Genomic DNA, 15,206 nt, shown 5'->3' on the forward strand with positions numbered 1-15,206 from the left:
GTGCTCGTCGGGCGGGAGGTGGTCGTCATCGCGGCGCTTCGCGCATCTTGTAGCCGGCGCCGCGCACGGTGAGGATGAGCTGCGGCCGCATCGGATCGGCTTCCAGCTTGGCGCGCAGCCGGTTGATGTGCGTGGTCACCGTGTGCTCGTAGCCGTCGTGCGTGTAGCCCCATACCGCGTTCAGCAGCTGACCGCGCGAGAACACGTGCCCCGGGTGCTGTGCGAAGTGCAGCAGCAGGTCGAATTCCAGCGCGGTGAAGTCGAGCAGGGTGCCGCGATAGCGCACCTGCCGCTTGGCCGGCAGGATCTCCAGGTCGCCGTTGCGCACGACGCTGGGCTGGGCGGCGGCCTGCGCCTGCGCCGCGCGCAGCAGGTCGGCGCGACGCAGCAGCGCCTTCACGCGCGCCAGCAGCTCGGCCAGCGAGAACGGCTTGGTGAGGTAGTCGTCGGCGCCCAGCTCCAGCCCGAGCACGCGATCGAGCTCGGTGGACTTCGCGGTGAGCATCAGGATGGGCGTGCTGCGGCCGCGGGCGCGCAGCGCCTTGCACACCTCCAGCCCATCCAGGCCCGGCATCATCAGGTCGAGCACCAGCAGGTCGCTCGACTGCTCGTTCTGGCTCTCGAGCGCCGTCACGCCGTCGGCCACGGCCGTCACCTCGTAGCCGGCGTTGCGCAGGTTCATCACGATCAGATCGCGGATGTCGGCCTGGTCTTCGGCGACGAGGATGGTGGAGGCCATGCGCCATTGTCGCGGCCGGCGCCTGCGTTCTTACGCGAATGTGATCGTCCTGTGATGGTTCGCGAGGGCCCCGCGAGGCGCGGCAACGAGAGTCGATCCCGTTGCACGACGACACCGAGGAGCCCGCAATGAACGCCCAAGCCGCTTCCGTTTCCTGGCCCGACATGGTCTCCCACCGCGGCTACCTGGTCCGCTTTGCCCAGCGCCGGCTGCACGACCCGATGCTGGCCGAAGACGTGGTGCACGACGTGTTCGAAGCCGTGCTGTCGGGCCGCGCCGCATTCGCCGGCCGGGCCGCGCTGCGCTCGTGGCTCACCGCCATCCTGAAGAACAAGATCGTCGACCTGGTGCGCCAGCGCGCCGGCCTGGACAGCTGGGAGCAGATCGATGAGGAGGGCGAGGACCGTGCCGACACGCTCGCCTGCCCGCAGCCGCGGCCGGACGAAGTGGCCGAGCAGCGCCAGGCGCTCGCCCGCACGCTGGCCCGCATCGAGCAGCTGCCGGAGGGCCTGCGCGACGTGATCCGGCTTCGCGTGCTGCAGGACCAGCCGACCGAGGCGGTGTGCGACGCGCTGGCGATCAGCGAGGAAAACCTCTTCGTGCGGCTGCACAGGGCGAGAAAGCAGCTGGCCGCTTGAGCGTGCGCGCATATCGATAGAAGCAATCTGCCGTTGCGGCGGTTGCGCGGTTTTCGCAGAATGCAGAGCCTTTTTATGCGTTCTGCGCGTTAGCCATGAATTTCCAGCAACTGCGCTCGGTGCGCGAGACGGTCCGTCGAGGCTTCAACCTGACCGAAGTCGCCGCGGCCTTGCACACCTCGCAGCCCGGCATCAGCCGCCAGATCCGCGAGCTGGAGGACGAGCTGGGCATCGAGATCTTCGTGCGCGCCGGCAAGCGGCTGACCGGGCTGACCCCGCCGGGCGAAAGCGTGCTGCCCATCGTCGAGCGGCTGCTCCTGGACAGCGACAACCTGCGCCGGGTGGGCCAGGAGTTCAGCGCCCAGACCAGCGGGCGCCTGTCGATCGCCGCCACGCACTCGCAGGCGCGCTACGCGCTGCCGGCCGTCGTGCGCGACTTCCGCCAGCTGTATCCGCAGGTGGTGCTCAGCCTGCACCAGGGGTCGCCCCGCCAGGTCGCGGAGATGTTGCTGACCGGGGAAGCGGACCTGGGCGTGGCCACCGAGGCGCTGGCGCATTACGTCCAGCTGGCGGCCATGCCGTGCTACCGCTGGACGCACAGCGTCGTGGTGCCGCCGGGCCATGAGCTGCTGCAAGGCCACCTCAGCCTGCAACGGCTGGCGCGCCATCCCATCATCACCTACGAGACCGGCTACACCGGACGCATCCACATCGACGAGGCCTTCGCGCGCGCGGGCCTCAAGCCCAGCGTGGTCCTGTCGGCGATGGACGCCGATGTCATCAAGACCTATGTGGAGCTGGGCATGGGCGTGGGCATCGTCGCCTCGATCGCCTTCGACGCGGAGCGCGACCGCAGCCTGAGGGCGATCGATGCCGGCGCGTTGTTCGAGGTCAACGTGACCCGCCTGGCGGTGCGCCGCGGCACGTGGCTGCGCGGCTACGTCTACGCCTTCATCGAAGCCTTTGCGCCGACCTTGACCCGCGCGGCGGTGGAGCGGGCGTTGGAGGGCGAGGGCGAGGTGGAGGCGGCCTCGCCTTGATGCGTGCCCGTTCTCAAATCGCCGCCGCCGGATCGAACTGCTCCGCGCTGAACGTGGTGACGCGCCGCGGCCGCAGATGCACGGTCGCTCCCGCGCGCAGGCCCAGCGACTCGCGCAAGGCCAGATAGTCTGCGCGCGGCAGCTCGACGTCGACGTAGCTGCCGTCGTCGACGCGCTTGAACTCGAGGCGCGTGTTGGGCCCCACCGTCAGCGCCTGGGCCAGGGTGGCCGCGATCGCACCGTCTTCGGCGCGACCCAGGATCTCGAGCTCGTGCGGACGCACGTAGCTCACGTCGCCGGAGCTGCCGCCGGCTCGGTCCACGCGGCCGTGGAAGAGGTTCACGTCGCCGAGGAACTGCAGCACGAACGGCGTCGCCGGGTGGTCGTACACCTCGTCGGGCGGACCGTCCTGCTCGATGCGGCCGTGGTTCATCACGACGATGCGGTCGGCCACCTCCATCGCCTCTTCCTGGTCGTGCGTGACGAACACGCTGGTCACGTGCACCTCGTCGTGCAGGCGACGCAGCCAGCGGCGCAGCTCCTTGCGCACCTTGGCGTCCAGGGCGCCAAAGGGCTCGTCCAGCAGCAGCACCTTGGGCTCCACCGCCAGCGCGCGCGCCAGCGCGATGCGCTGCCGCTGCCCACCGGAGAGCTGGTGCGGGTAGCGGTCGGCGATCCAGTCGAGCTGCACCAGCTTCAGCAGCTCCATCACCTTGGCGCGGATCTCCTTCTCCGGCGGCCGCGTTGCCTTGGGCCGCACGCGCAGGCCGAACGCGACGTTCTCGAAGATCGTCATGTGTCCGAACAGCGCATAGTGCTGGAACACGAATCCGACCTGGCGGTCGCGCACGTCGGTGTGGGTGGCATCCTCGCCGTGGAACAGCACCGTGCCGGTGTCGGGCACCTCCAGCCCCGCGATGATGCGCAGCAGCGTCGTCTTGCCCGAGCCCGAGGGGCCCAGCAGCGCGACCAGCTCGCCGGCGCGGATGTCGAGGTTGAGGTTGTCGCAGACGACGGTCTCGCCGAAGCGCTTGTGAAGATTGCGCACCTCGATGCTCATTCGCTTCTCTCCTGGACCTTGAGATCCGCCTTGACGCGCTGCTCGACGACGAACTTGAGCACCAGCGTGACCAGCGCCAGGCCGGCCAGCAGCGAGGCCACCGCGAACGACGCGGCGAACTGGTACTCGTTGTAGAGGATCTCGATGTGCAGCGGCATCGTGTTGGTCTGCCCGCGGATGTGGCCCGACACGACGCTGACGGCGCCGAACTCGCCCATCGCCCGCGCATTGCACAGGATCACGCCGTACAGCAGCGCCCACTTGATGTTGGGCAGCGTGACGCGGCGAAAGATCTGCCAGCCGTTGGCGCCCAGCACGCGCGCCGCCTCTTCCTGCTCGGTGCCTTGCGCCTGCATCAGCGGAATGAGCTCGCGGGCGACGAACGGGAAGGTGATGAAGACGGTGGCGAGCACGATGCCGGGCACCGCGAAGATGATCTTCAGGTCGTGGTCGCGCAGCCATTCGCCGAACCAGCCCTGCAGGCCGAACACCAGCACGTAGATGAGTCCGGAGATCACCGGGCTCACCGAGAACGGCAGGTCGATCAGGGTGAGCAGCACATTCTTGCCGCGGAAGTCGAACTTCGCGATGCACCAGGCGGCGGCGATGCCGAACACCAGGTTCAGCGGCACGGAGACGGCGGCCGCGATCAGCGTGAGCTTGATCGCCGACACCGCATCCGGATCGGTGATGGCGGCGAGGTAGACCTCGGCGCCCTTCTTGAACGCCTCGGCGAACACGATGGCCAGCGGCACGAACAGGAACAGGCTGAGGAACGCGAGCGCGATGCCGATCAGCAGCCACTTGACCCACCTCGGCTCGGTGGTCGCGTCGGCGATGCGGCGCGGGGCGACGGCCGGCGCAGCGGCGGAGGCGGGCGCGGCCTTGACGGGAATCGCGCTCATCACCGGCCCTGCCTCGCCCGCGCCCATGCCTGCAGCGCGTTGATCGCGAGCAGCAGCACGAAGGCCGACACCAGCATCACCACCGCGATCGCCGTCGCGCCGGTGTAGTCGTACTGCTCGAGCTTGGTGATGATCAGCAGCGGCGTGATCTCGCTGACCATCGGCATGTTGCCGGCGATGAAGATGACCGAGCCGTATTCGCCCAGCGCGCGTGCGAAGGCCAGCGCGAAGCCGGTGAGCAGTGCCGGCGTCACGATGGGCAGGATCACTTTCGTGAAGGTCTGCCAGCGCGTCGCGCCGAGTGTGGCCGCCGCCTCCTCGATCTCCTTGTGCAGGTCTTCGAGCACGGGCTGCAAGGTGCGCACGACGAACGGCAGCCCGATGAAGGTGAGCGCGACGAAAACGCCCAGCGGCGTGAAGCTCACCTTGAACGGCAGGTGCGAGCCGATCCAGCCGTTCTGCGCATACAGCGCCGTGAGCGCGATGCCCGCCACGGCCGTGGGCAGGGCGAAAGGCAGGTCGACCAGTGCATCGACGATGCGCTTGGCCGGGAAGTCGTAGCGCACCAGCACCCAGGCGACGACGAGGCCGAAGAAGGCGTTGAGCAGCGCGGCGCCGAACGACGCGCCGAAGGTCAGCCGATACGACGCCAGCACGCGCGGCGCGCTGACCGCCTCCCAGAAGGCCGGCCAGGTCATCGTGAAGGTCTTGAGGAACGCCGCCGACAGTGGGATCAGCACGATGAAGCCGAGGTACAGCAGCGTGAAGCCCAGCGCCAGGTCGAAGCCCGGCAGCACGCTGTGCCGCCTGAGAAGGACGCGCGAGAAGACCATCGGTCAGGACTTCTTGCCGGCCTTCAGGATCTGGTCGTAGGTGGCCCCGTCGTCGAAGTGCTCCTTCTGCGCCTTGCTCCAGCCGCCGAACACCTCGTCGATGGTGAAGGTGTCGACCTTCGGGAAGTCCTTGGCGTACTTGGCCAGCAGCGGCGCGGAGCGCGGGCGCAGCTGGTGCCTGGCGGCGATCTCCTGCGCCTCGTCGGACCACAGGTATTTCAGGTAGGCCTCGGCCTGCTTGCGCGTGCCCTTCTTGTCGACCACCTTGTCGATCACCGCCACCGGGTTCTCGGCCAGGATGCTCCACCTCGGGTAGACGACATCGAAGTCGCCTCCGAACTCCGCCTTGATGAGGTTGACCTCGCTCTCGAAGGTGGCCAGCGCGTCGCCGATGCCGCGCTGCGCAAACGTGGTGGTGGCGGCGCGGCCGCCGCCGTCGAAGACGGGCACGTTGGCGAAGATCTTCTGCACCAGCTCACGCGCCTGCGCCGGCGACTGCCCGGCCTTGATGGCGGCACCCCACGCAGCGACGTAGGTGTAGCGGCCGTTGCCGGTGATCTTGGGATTCGGGATGACCACGCTGACGCCCGGCCGTGCCAGGTCGGCCCAGTCCTTGATGCCCTTGGGGTTGCCCTTGCGCACCAGGATCACCGTGGTCGACGTGGTCGGGGCGCTGTTGTTGGGCAGCCGCTTCGCCCAGTCGGCGGCCAGCAGCTTGCCGCGCTCGGCGATGGCGTCGATGTCGTTCGACTGGTTCATCGTGACGACGTCGGCTTCCAGCCCGTCGATCACGGCACGCGCCTGCTTGCTCGAGCCGCCATGCGACTGGTTGACCGTCAGGTCTTCGCCGGCTGTCGCCTTCCAGTGCTTGATGAAGGCGGCGTTGTAGTCCTTGTAGAACTCGCGCGCGACGTCGTAGCTGACGTTCAGCAGCGTCGGCCCCGCGGCATGCGCCGCAGGCACCGCCAGCGCGGCGAGCGGAAGGGCGAGGACGAGGGCGCGGCGCAGCGCGCGGTGGTCGACGAGGGGCATGGGATTGGGGCCGGAAGGCGGCCGGGAGAAATCGAGCCGTGCATCGTAGGCAAGACACGGCCTGCGATGAAGGACTGATTTCTTCGTTTCTTATGAGGAAAACGAATGTTCGGATTCCGCTGCCACGCCCTGTCCCGGCCTATTTGCCGTAGATCTTGTCGAACACGCCGCCGTCGGCGAAGTGCGTCTTCTGCGCCTTGGACCAGCCGCCGAAGACCTGGTCGATGGTGAACAGGCTCACCTTCGGGAACTGCTTGGCGTACTTGGCCGCCGCCGCGGCGTCGATGGGGCGGTAGTAGTTCTGCCCCGCGATGTCCTGGCCCTCCGCCGAGTACAGGTACTCGAGGTAGGCGGTGGCGACAGCGCGGGTGCCCTTGCGGTCGACCACCTTGTCGACCACCGCCACCGGCGGCTCGGCCAGGATGGACACCGACGGCGCGACGACGTCGAACTTGTCCGGACCCAGCTCCTTCAGCGCCAGCAGCGCCTCGTTCTCCCAGGCGATCAGCACGTCGCCGATGCCGCGCTCGACGAAGGTGGTGGTCGCGCCGCGCGCGCCGGAGTCGAGCACCGGCACGTTCTTGTAGACGCTGGCCACGAACTCCTGCGCCTTCGCGTCGCTGCCGAACTTCTTCTGGGCATAGCCCCAGGCGGCGAGGTAGTTCCAGCGCGCCCCGCCCGAGGTCTTCGGGTTGGGGGTGATGACGCCGACTCCCGGCTTGGCCAGGTCGTCCCAGTCCTTGATGCCTTTCGGATTGCCCTTGCGCACCAGGAACACGATGGTCGAGGTGTAGGGGGCGCTGTTGTGCTGCAGGCGCTTCTGCCAATCCGGCGCGAGCAGCCTGCCCTTCTCGGCGATCTCGTCGATGTCGTAGGCGAGCGCGAGAGTCACCACGTCGGCGTCGAGGCCGTCGATCACCGAGCGGGCCTGCTTGCCCGAGCCGCCATGCGAGGTCTTCACGACCACGTTGTCGCCGGTCTTGGCCTTCCAGTGCTTGGCGAAAGCCTTGTTGAAGTCCTGGTAGAGCTCGCGGGTCGGGTCGTACGAGACGTTCAGCAAGGTGACGTCCTTGGCGAGCGCCGCGCCGGCAGCGGCGGCGAGGGCCAGGGTCAGCAGCGAGGAGCGGATGAGGCGGGTCATGGAAAGGGATCCTGGTTCGAAAGGCTGGAGCGCATCGTAGGAAGGAGCGCGGGGCGCCCGAACGAATCAAACTGCGATTGCTTATTCGGTTTGCGAGCAACGCCGGCCCGTCACACCGCGAAGGAGAACTCCAGAATGCCGGCTCTCTGTGGACGGCGTGCGCGCTCGACCCTCCGGATCAGCGATTGCGTGATCTGCAGCGCGCGCGGCAGCGGCCCGAAGCCGGCATCGACGTTGATGTGGCCCACGTCGCCGAGGTTGATGCAGCGTGCGCCCCAGCGGGCGGCCCACGCGGCGGCGTCGGCTGCCGGCATCCAGGGGTCGGTGTCGCTGGACAGCAGCGTGGCAGGCACGCCCAGCCGGCGCTGCGGCACGACCTCGCCGAGACCGAAGCGCGCCGGCGCGGCCGGCGCGACGAACAAGGCACCGGCAATCCCGCCTTCGTCGCGCCGCGGGCGCTGCGCCAGGTGGTGTGCCAGCGCCAGGCAGCCGAAGCTGTGCGCGACGGCGATCCACGGCGTGTCCGGATCACGGGCCGCCGCCTCGCCGATGCGTCGCGACCAGCGCAGCAGGTCGGGGTCGGACCAGTCGTCCTGCTGCACGCGCACCGCGTTGCGCCAGTGCGCCTGCAGCCAGGTCTGCCAGTGCGCCGGGCCGCTGCCGTGCAGGCCCGGGACGATCAGCACGCGGGCGGGCTTCACGGCATCACAGGGTCGCGATCGACACTTCGGTCGACTTGACCAGCGCGATCACCGGCTTGCCGACGGCAAGTCCGAGCTCCTTCACCGACCGCGTGGTGATGACCGAGGTGACGATGAGGCCCGCGGGCGTCTCGACGTCGATCTCGGAGACCACCGGTCCTTCGATGATCTCCTTGACGCGGCCGCGGAACTGGTTGCGGACGTTGATGGCGGTGATGGTGCTCATGGCGGCTCCTGGGCGTTGGACGAGGCACCACCTTAGCGAGGCCGACCGCCCCGGCGAACGAACGAATGCGCCTGCGCAAATTCGGTTTGCGCATGATCGCCGCGCGGCGGCTCCCGCCAGCTTTCAGGGCGAGGGGGTGGGGATCACTCCGGCCGAAACCCGGTCGCGTACCGCGCCTTCACCGCCGCGCGCAAGCGGATGTCCTCCGCTTCGCGCGCGGCCTGCACATCGCCGTCCGGTCCCATCGCCCGCCGCTGGTCCTCGACCAGGCGTGCGGCCTGCGCCTCGTCGTTGAAGCCGGCCGCGGCCCTGGGCAGCAGCGCGGTGCGGCTCGTCGTGCCGGCCAGCGCGGCCCAGCGCGCCCAATGGGCCACCGACCAACGGTACGCCAGCTCGCCGAACGGCGACTCCAGCGCCATGTAGCCCGGCACGGCGGAGGCCACGTTGCCCGGCGCCGCCGAGCCCTTCAGGCAGGCGGCGAGCAGCTCGTCGGCACGCGCCGCGTCGCGACCTGCCGCCAGCGAGCGCGCGAACAGCTGCCGGTCCTCTTCCGCTTCGGTCCGCCCGAGCCGCGCCAGCAGCCGGTCGAAATGGACGCGGTCGGCATGGCGGCCGACGGCGCCGATCACCGCGGCCCGGATGGAAGCCGGCAGCGCGCCGCGGCCCGCCTCGTCGCGGTCGAAGCGGCGCACGGCCTCGGTGACCACCGCCGGATCGTCGAAACGCGCGAGAAGGGTGATCAGCCCCGCGCGCAACTGGAGGGTCTGCGCGTCATCGTCGGCCCGCGGCTCCCACCCGAGCCGCGCCAGCTGCGGCGCGAGCAGCGAGCGGGCGTAGGCGTGCAAGGCGGGTTGCGCCGCCGTGCCGGCAAAGACGCGGTCGAGAAGCTCGAGCTGCGCGCCGGCGACCTGCCACAGCGCCGTGCGGCCGGCCCCCTGCACCTGCGGCAATGCCGAGAGCAGCCGCAGGTAGGGCGGCATCGCGACCTCGCCCGCCTGCAGCAGCGCGAAGGTGTCGCTGAGCAGCGTGACGCGGTCGACCGGCGCCAGCGCAGCGAAGCGCGCCGTCAGCGTATCGAGCTGCGCCGGCTCGTAGGCGACGCGGTAGAAGCCGATCCCGCCGGCGTTGGCGAGGACCGGCCCGTCGTCGCAGCCGCCCAGCTCCACGGCCGCCTGCGGCTGCGACAGCAGCACGGTGCTCGAATGGCGCCCCTGCAGCAGACGCACCGGGATATGCCAGCGCTGCGCCGGCAGCGGCGCGGACGACGTGCTGAAGCGCGATTGCGCCAGCGTGACGCGCGTGCGCCCGGCCTCGCAGGCCGTGCTCACCTGCACCCGCGGAAAGCCGGACTGGTCGGTCCAGCTGGAAGTCACGGCGAGCACGTCACGCCCCGACGCCTGCGCCATGTGGTGCCACAGGTCGCCGGCGGTCGCATTGGAGAGCCGGCGCTCCTTCATGTACGACGCGAGCCCGCGCTGGAACACGTCGGGTCCGATCCATTGCTCCAGCATCCCCAGCACCGCGCCGCCCTTGGCGTAGGTGATGCCGTCGAAGACGTCCCACACCGCCGTCTCGCTGACCGGCCCCGAGCGGATCGGGCGGGTCGCCGCGCCGGCGTCCTGCGCCATCGCCTGATCGACCGGCACGCGCCGCTGCAGCGGCACCTCCCAGGCCGGATTGAAGCGGTCCATCGCCTTGTCCTGCATCCAGGTGGCGAAGGCCTCGTTGAGCCAGATCTCCTCCCACGATGCGGCGGTGACGAGGTTGCCGAACCACTGGTGGGCGATCTCGTGCGCCACGGTCGCATAGACGTCGCGCTGCGTGTCCGGGCTGCTGCTCTTCGGATCGAACAGCAGCATGTCCTCGGCATAGGAAATGAGCCCCCAGTCCTCCATCGCGCCCCAGCGCGTGCTCGGCACGGCGAGCTGGTCGAGCTTGGGCAGCGCGAACGGCACGCCGAAGTACGCGCTGTAGTAGGGCAGCAGCTCCTTCGATGCCTGCATCGCGTACCGCGCCTGCGGGCGCCGCCCCGGGGCGGTCAGCAAACGCAGCGGCACGCCGGCAGCCCGGCCGGTCAGCACGTCGAAGCGGCCGACCGCCACGCTCACCAGGTAGGTGGGCATCGGCGGGGTGGTCTTGAAGCGATGCACCGCGCTGCCTCCTTCCAGGCGGCGGCTGGCCCGCGGCATGTTGGAGACCACCTCGAAGCCGCCCGGCGCGCGCACCCGGATGTCGAAGGCCGCCCGGAACGCCGGCTCGTCGAAGGCCGGGAACACGGTGCGCGCATAGATCGCCTCGAGCTGGGTGGCCAGCATGAGCTGCCTGCCCTGAGGGCCGTGCGGCGCGCGGTACAGGCCGTCGCCATACGCGCGCACCTTGCCGGAATAGTCGATCTCGAGCCGGTACTCGCCCGCCGTGATGACCTGCCCGTCTTGCGGCGCCAGGCGCCACATCTGCGCAGCCGGCTGGGGCGTGATGGCGAGCTCGCGCGGGGCCGCCGCCGACACGAGGCGCGCCCTGCCCGCGGCGAGTTCGTGCGCGTGAAGCTCGATCGCGGCCATCGGCTCGCGCACGCGCAGCGCGATCGCGACGCGGCCCTCGAACCGGTCGCGCGCCGGGTCGAGGTGGAGCGTCAGCGTGTAGTGTGACGGGACGACCTGCTTGGAGAGCCGCCCCGGGGTGGTGTCGAACTGGAATCGCGCCTGCGCCGACGCCGCCGCTGCCGCGGCGAGCGCGAAAGCGGCAACCAGCGCCACGGCAAGGCGCCGCCGCATGCTCATCGTCCTGGTCTCCCCTGTGTGGTGGGCGCGGCGTGGGCTGTGTCGCCCGGTCGCGCCTGCGGGCCCGACTGTAGCCGGTCTAGACCACTTTCGTCGCCAGGAAGGCCAAGCCCGGCGTGAGATGCTTGACGAGCGGCGCGGGCACGCACTGCATCAGCAGCCGCACGCCGCGCCCTTCGCCCTGCACGAAGTCGGGACGACGCCGCGCGGCGCGCACGGACGCGGCATCGGTGGGCACGTAGTCCTTCGGGAAGCGCATCTCGGGGGCGGCCCAGTACGACGTGAGCCGCGCGAAGCCGGCCTCGCGCAGCAGCGCCGCCAGTGCCCGGTGCGAATGAAGCATCCCGCCCGGCCGCGCATGGCCGCGCCGGCGCAGCAGCCAGCGCCACAGCGAACGAGGCAGCGCGCTGCCGAAGCGCATGCTGTGCGAGTGCTCGTCGGCTTTGCCGATCAGGTACCGGATGGCGAAGCGGTTCTTGGTCGACAGGTACAGCGACCCGCCCGGCCGCAGCACGCGCGCCATCTCGGCGAGCAGCCGGCGTTGCACGTCGACCTCGCGCTCCTCGGGGCAGCGCGATGCGCACCATTCGAACACCAGGTTCAGGACCACCACGTCGAAGCTGGCATCGGGGTACGGCAGGCGGCAGTCGTCGCCGCCGGCGGCGACCCGCACGTTGGCGTAGCCCTGCTGAGCGCAGCGCTGGGCCACGAACTCCGCCTGGCCCGAGACCACCTCGAGCGCGGACACCGAACGGGCGCGCCGCGCCAGCAGCGGCGTGAACTGTCCCAGGCCAGGGCCGATCTCCAGCACGTCGCTCGCCGGCGTGATCGGCAGCAGGTCGATGAACGACGCTCGCTCCGGCTGCGTCACGTAGTCGACCATGCCGGGTTCGCCGCGGTACACGCTGCGCAAGGCAGCCTCCCAGCCGTCGCGGCGAGCAAGCTCGTTGAGCCGCGCGAGCTTGCGGCGCCCGACGTCGCTCTCGGCCGAGCCGAAGCGCAGGAACTGCGGGATGCCGCCTTGCAGCGGGTAGCTGGGACCGCCCGGCGCGCCGCGCAGCGCATCGCCCTCGCCGTGCAGCGGCAGGTGCGTCAGCGGGCAGGCATAGGGCCGTTCGAGCAGGGAGTCATGGGCCATCGGAGTCGGGTCCTTTGTCGTCGTGTCAGAAGGCTTGGCGCAGCGTCGCATGGCACGCGTCGGCCATCTGCGCGAAGCGCTGCATCGGAAAGTGCTCGAGCTGCATCGCCATGCGGCCCAGCGCGGCCAGCAGGCAGCCCGCGGCATCGTCGCGGCCGCACTCCAGCAAGGCGCAGTGACGCTCGAACTCGCGGGCGAGCGCGGCGCGGCGCGGGCGCATCGACTGCGCCAGTCGCACGAGGTCGAAAAACGCGTAGCCGCAGGAATCGGAGCCGGGCCAGTCGATGACGATGAAGCGCTCGCGCCATGCCACCGCATCGGCCAGGCCGGTGGCCGGGCGCAACAGCACGTTGCCTTTCCACAGGTCGCCGTGCATCAGCACCGTGCGCGGCCACCAGCCGCCTTGCTGAAGCCGCTCGGCCGCGCGCTGCGCGTCGTCGCGCACGGCGGCGGTGACCGCGTCGAGCGCGGCCAGCCGCTGCAGCGGCTGCACGAAACGCCACTCGAGCTCGTCGTCCTGGATCGGCCGCAGCGTGGCCTGGTTGACGGTGAACAGCCAGTCGAACAGCGCGGGGCTGAGCGCCTGGCGCTGCACGCGCCACGCCAGCCCGCCCGCGGCAAGTTCGCGGCAGTGCGGCAGCACGGCGTAGCTCAGCGCGCCGATGCGCCCCAGCGCCAGCGGATCCAGGATGTGCCGCGAAGCGCGCAGCGGCAGCGAGGCCTTGGAGCGCCTCGCGCGGTCCATCGCGCGCTGCACCATGTCCGGCGCCTCGGGCGGGGCGCACAGGATGACCGCGCGAGGCCGGCCGGCGGCATCCGTCACGCTCAGCACGCAGCAGGCATCGGGTCGCGGCACGACGTGGCCGAGCGGCGCCATGCGCAGTTCGCCGGGGCGCGCGTGCAGCAGGGCAGCGACCCGATCGCCGAGCTGATCGGCCAGGGCCTCGCAGCCGATCGGCTCGGTCGCATTGGCGCTCGCCATCTGGGCCATTCGGCGGCGCCTCACGCCTGCCGCATCGGAAAAGCCGTCGGCACGGTTGTCATCATCCGGTCGCAATCGCCCCCTACAACGGTCCGCCTCATGGTCCTCCTCCAACCGATGCTCATCAATGCCCGCGCGCTGCTCGAAGCGTTGTTCCTGCGCCGGCGCGCGGCCGACGAGACGGCCGCCACGGCGCAGCGCGGCGGTTCGGATTCCACCACGCCGGGGCCGGGCGCGTCGGAGCATCCGGCAAATGGCGTGCCCGAGGAGTGCGCTGCGCCGCCATCGGATCGCTGTCTGCAGGCCGCACTCGTGATGCGGCGGGTGCGTCACTTCGAACAGGACGTCGGCCGCGGCGCGTAGGCAGGCCGCCGACCCTCGAAGTCGGCGCTGATGACAAGAGGCACGGGTTGCGCTGCTGCATTGACCCCGCTTGCCAATGCCATTCGTGGGACATCACTTTGCACTCGAGAAGCGCCGCCGGGAGAAGCGCGCTGCGATGATCCCCACATCGCTTGCCGTGGCCCGGACCCGCGCGTGCCAGGTGCGTGCACGGGCAAGCCCCTTCAGTCCCATACACCGACCATGAGCTCTCGTTCACAACCCTACGCCCCCGCCGCCGATCCCTTGCCCACGAACGCCATCCGCACCGACATCCACGGCCTCGACGCCGGCGAGGTGCAGGTGCCGACGCCGACCGGGACGATCCCGGCCTATCGCTCGGTGCCCGAGCGGCGCGGCCACCATCCGATCATGCTCGTCGTGCAGGAGATCTTCGGCGTGCACGAGCACATCCGCGACGTGACGCGCCGGCTGGCCAAGCTGGGCTACTTCGCGATCGCCCCCGAGCTGTATTTCCGCCAGGGCGATCCGCGAACGTACGACAGCATCGACGAGCTGCGCGACAAACTCGTCTCCAAGGTCCCCGACGAGCAGGTGCTGGCCGACCTCGACGCCACCTTCGAATGGGCCCGCCAGCACGGTGGGGACGGCTCGCGCCTGGGCATCACGGGCTTCTGCTGGGGAGGCCGCATCACCTGGCTCTATGCCGCGCACCAGCCCAAGGTGAAGGCCGCCGTCGCCTGGTACGGCCGGCTCGCCGGCCCCAAGCACGGGCTGCAGCCGCGCCACCCGCTCGATGTCGCCGGCCAGCTCAAGGCGCCGGTGCTCGGCCTGTACGGCGGACAGGACCCCGGCATCCCGCTCGAGCAGGTGGAGCAGATGCGCGCGGCGCTGCGCGAGGCGAACAGCGCGTCGCAGGTGCTGGTGTATCCGGACGCCGGCCACGCCTTCTATGCCGACTACCGGCCGAGCTATCGCGCCGAGGCGGCGGAGGACGGCTGGCAGCGCATGCAGGCCTGGTTCAGGCAGCACGGCGTGCAGCCGTAGACGTCCGCGGTGAGGTCTCAATAAAACGAAACACGGCGATACGCCGTGGAGAAGACGCGCGTCGTCAGCCCCTGCACGATGTGCTCCTCGTTCAGACAAGGAGCACACGATGAAACCCTGGCTCAAGCGCACCTTCGTCGGCCTTTTCGGCGCCTCCGCGCTGCTGGGCGGCGTGGCCGCCTGCTCGCATTCGCACTACGGCCACGGCGGCTGGCAATCGATGGGGCCGCAGGACGCCGCGAAATTCAAGGCGCGAGCGGCCGACAAGGTGGCCGACAAGCTCGACCTCGATGCCGCGCAGAAGGCCAAGCTGACGGCGCTGCTGGACCGCCTGCACGAGCAGCGCACCGCGCTGCACGGGACGACCGACCCGCGGGCCGATGTGCAATCGCTGATGAAGGACGCCACGTTCGACCGCTGGCATGCGCAGGATCTCGTCAACGCCAAGCTGAATGCGCTGCGCGAGAAGAGCCCGCAGGTGATCGCCGCGCTCGGCGACTTCTACGACAGTCTCAGGCCCGAGCAGCAGCAGAGGGTTCGCGAATTCCTGCAGCGCAGCCACCGCTGGGGTCACCACGGCTGAACGGGTGGGGCGCACGACA

General features: G+C 70.1%; 16 protein-coding genes. 5 read left to right on the forward strand and 11 right to left on the reverse strand.

Annotation, left to right across the window (positions count from 1 at the left end):
- Positions 1-25 precede the first annotated feature (25 nt).
- Entirely contained in the window at positions 26-739 is a 714-nt protein-coding gene (locus P7V53_RS31225) for a response regulator transcription factor (RefSeq protein WP_280153377.1), read from the reverse strand.
- 128 nt (positions 740-867) lie between these two features.
- Between P7V53_RS31225 and P7V53_RS31230 the strand changes: the two genes are divergently transcribed.
- Both P7V53_RS31230 and P7V53_RS31235 read left to right on the forward strand, forming a co-directional pair.
- A complete protein-coding gene (locus P7V53_RS31230; RefSeq protein ID WP_280153378.1) occupies positions 868-1,377 on the forward strand; it encodes a sigma-70 family RNA polymerase sigma factor in 510 nt (169 codons plus the stop codon).
- Between the two features lie 95 nt (positions 1,378-1,472).
- Positions 1,473-2,417, forward strand: coding sequence for a CysB family HTH-type transcriptional regulator (locus P7V53_RS31235; protein ID WP_280153379.1), 945 nt, complete (start codon positions 1,473-1,475; stop codon positions 2,415-2,417).
- 13 nt (positions 2,418-2,430) lie between these two features.
- On the opposite strand, the gene P7V53_RS31240 is transcribed toward P7V53_RS31235, so the two are convergent.
- From P7V53_RS31240 to P7V53_RS31285, 10 genes are all read right to left on the reverse strand, one after another.
- Positions 2,431-3,477, reverse strand: coding sequence for a sulfate ABC transporter ATP-binding protein (locus P7V53_RS31240; RefSeq protein WP_280153380.1), 1,047 nt, complete (start codon positions 3,475-3,477; stop codon positions 2,431-2,433).
- The gene (gene cysW / locus P7V53_RS31245) at positions 3,474-4,382 is read right to left on the reverse strand and encodes a sulfate ABC transporter permease subunit CysW (RefSeq protein ID WP_280153381.1); all 909 of its coding nucleotides are present in this window, start codon (positions 4,380-4,382) and stop codon (positions 3,474-3,476) included. The genes P7V53_RS31240 and cysW overlap by 4 nt, the downstream gene beginning before the upstream one ends.
- Positions 4,382-5,215: a sulfate ABC transporter permease subunit CysT gene (cysT, locus tag P7V53_RS31250; RefSeq protein ID WP_280153382.1), complete on the reverse strand. Its 834-nt coding sequence runs from the start codon at positions 5,213-5,215 to the stop codon at positions 4,382-4,384. Before cysT ends, cysW begins: the two co-directional genes overlap by 1 nt.
- 3 nt (positions 5,216-5,218) lie before the next feature.
- Positions 5,219-6,247: a sulfate ABC transporter substrate-binding protein gene (locus tag P7V53_RS31255; RefSeq protein ID WP_280153383.1), complete on the reverse strand. Its 1,029-nt coding sequence runs from the start codon at positions 6,245-6,247 to the stop codon at positions 5,219-5,221.
- A gap of 139 nt (positions 6,248-6,386) precedes the next feature.
- On the reverse strand, positions 6,387-7,388 hold the full coding sequence (locus tag P7V53_RS31260) for a sulfate ABC transporter substrate-binding protein (RefSeq protein ID WP_280153384.1): 1,002 nt from the start codon (positions 7,386-7,388) through the stop codon (positions 6,387-6,389).
- A 110-nt stretch (positions 7,389-7,498) separates the two neighbouring features.
- Positions 7,499-8,089: an alpha/beta hydrolase gene (locus P7V53_RS31265; protein ID WP_280153385.1), complete on the reverse strand. Its 591-nt coding sequence runs from the start codon at positions 8,087-8,089 to the stop codon at positions 7,499-7,501.
- Positions 8,090-8,093: 4 nt separating this feature from the next.
- A complete protein-coding gene (locus P7V53_RS31270) occupies positions 8,094-8,315 on the reverse strand; it encodes a molybdopterin-binding protein (protein ID WP_280153386.1) in 222 nt (73 codons plus the stop codon).
- A 143-nt stretch (positions 8,316-8,458) separates the two neighbouring features.
- Positions 8,459-11,089, reverse strand: coding sequence for a M1 family metallopeptidase (locus P7V53_RS31275; protein ID WP_280153387.1), 2,631 nt, complete (start codon positions 11,087-11,089; stop codon positions 8,459-8,461).
- Between the two features lie 85 nt (positions 11,090-11,174).
- Complete coding sequence (locus P7V53_RS31280; protein WP_280153388.1) at positions 11,175-12,233, reverse strand: class I SAM-dependent methyltransferase; 1,059 nt, start codon at positions 12,231-12,233, stop codon at positions 11,175-11,177.
- A 25-nt stretch (positions 12,234-12,258) separates the two neighbouring features.
- Complete coding sequence (locus P7V53_RS31285) at positions 12,259-13,224, reverse strand: hypothetical protein (RefSeq protein WP_280153389.1); 966 nt, start codon at positions 13,222-13,224, stop codon at positions 12,259-12,261.
- A 90-nt stretch (positions 13,225-13,314) separates the two neighbouring features.
- Between P7V53_RS31285 and P7V53_RS31290 the strand changes: the two genes are divergently transcribed.
- From P7V53_RS31290 to P7V53_RS31300, 3 genes are all read left to right on the forward strand, one after another.
- Positions 13,315-13,578 (forward strand): hypothetical protein, encoded by a 264-nt coding sequence (locus tag P7V53_RS31290; protein WP_280153390.1) that lies wholly within the window; start codon positions 13,315-13,317, stop codon positions 13,576-13,578.
- Positions 13,579-13,800: 222 nt separating this feature from the next.
- Positions 13,801-14,604: a dienelactone hydrolase family protein gene (locus P7V53_RS31295; RefSeq protein WP_280153391.1), complete on the forward strand. Its 804-nt coding sequence runs from the start codon at positions 13,801-13,803 to the stop codon at positions 14,602-14,604.
- A 109-nt stretch (positions 14,605-14,713) separates the two neighbouring features.
- On the forward strand, positions 14,714-15,187 hold the full coding sequence (locus P7V53_RS31300) for a Spy/CpxP family protein refolding chaperone (protein ID WP_280153392.1): 474 nt from the start codon (positions 14,714-14,716) through the stop codon (positions 15,185-15,187).
- Positions 15,188-15,206 lie beyond the last annotated feature (19 nt).

The sequence above is a fragment of the Piscinibacter sp. XHJ-5 genome (assembly GCF_029855045.1).
Lineage (GTDB): Bacteria > Pseudomonadota > Gammaproteobacteria > Burkholderiales > Burkholderiaceae_C > Albitalea.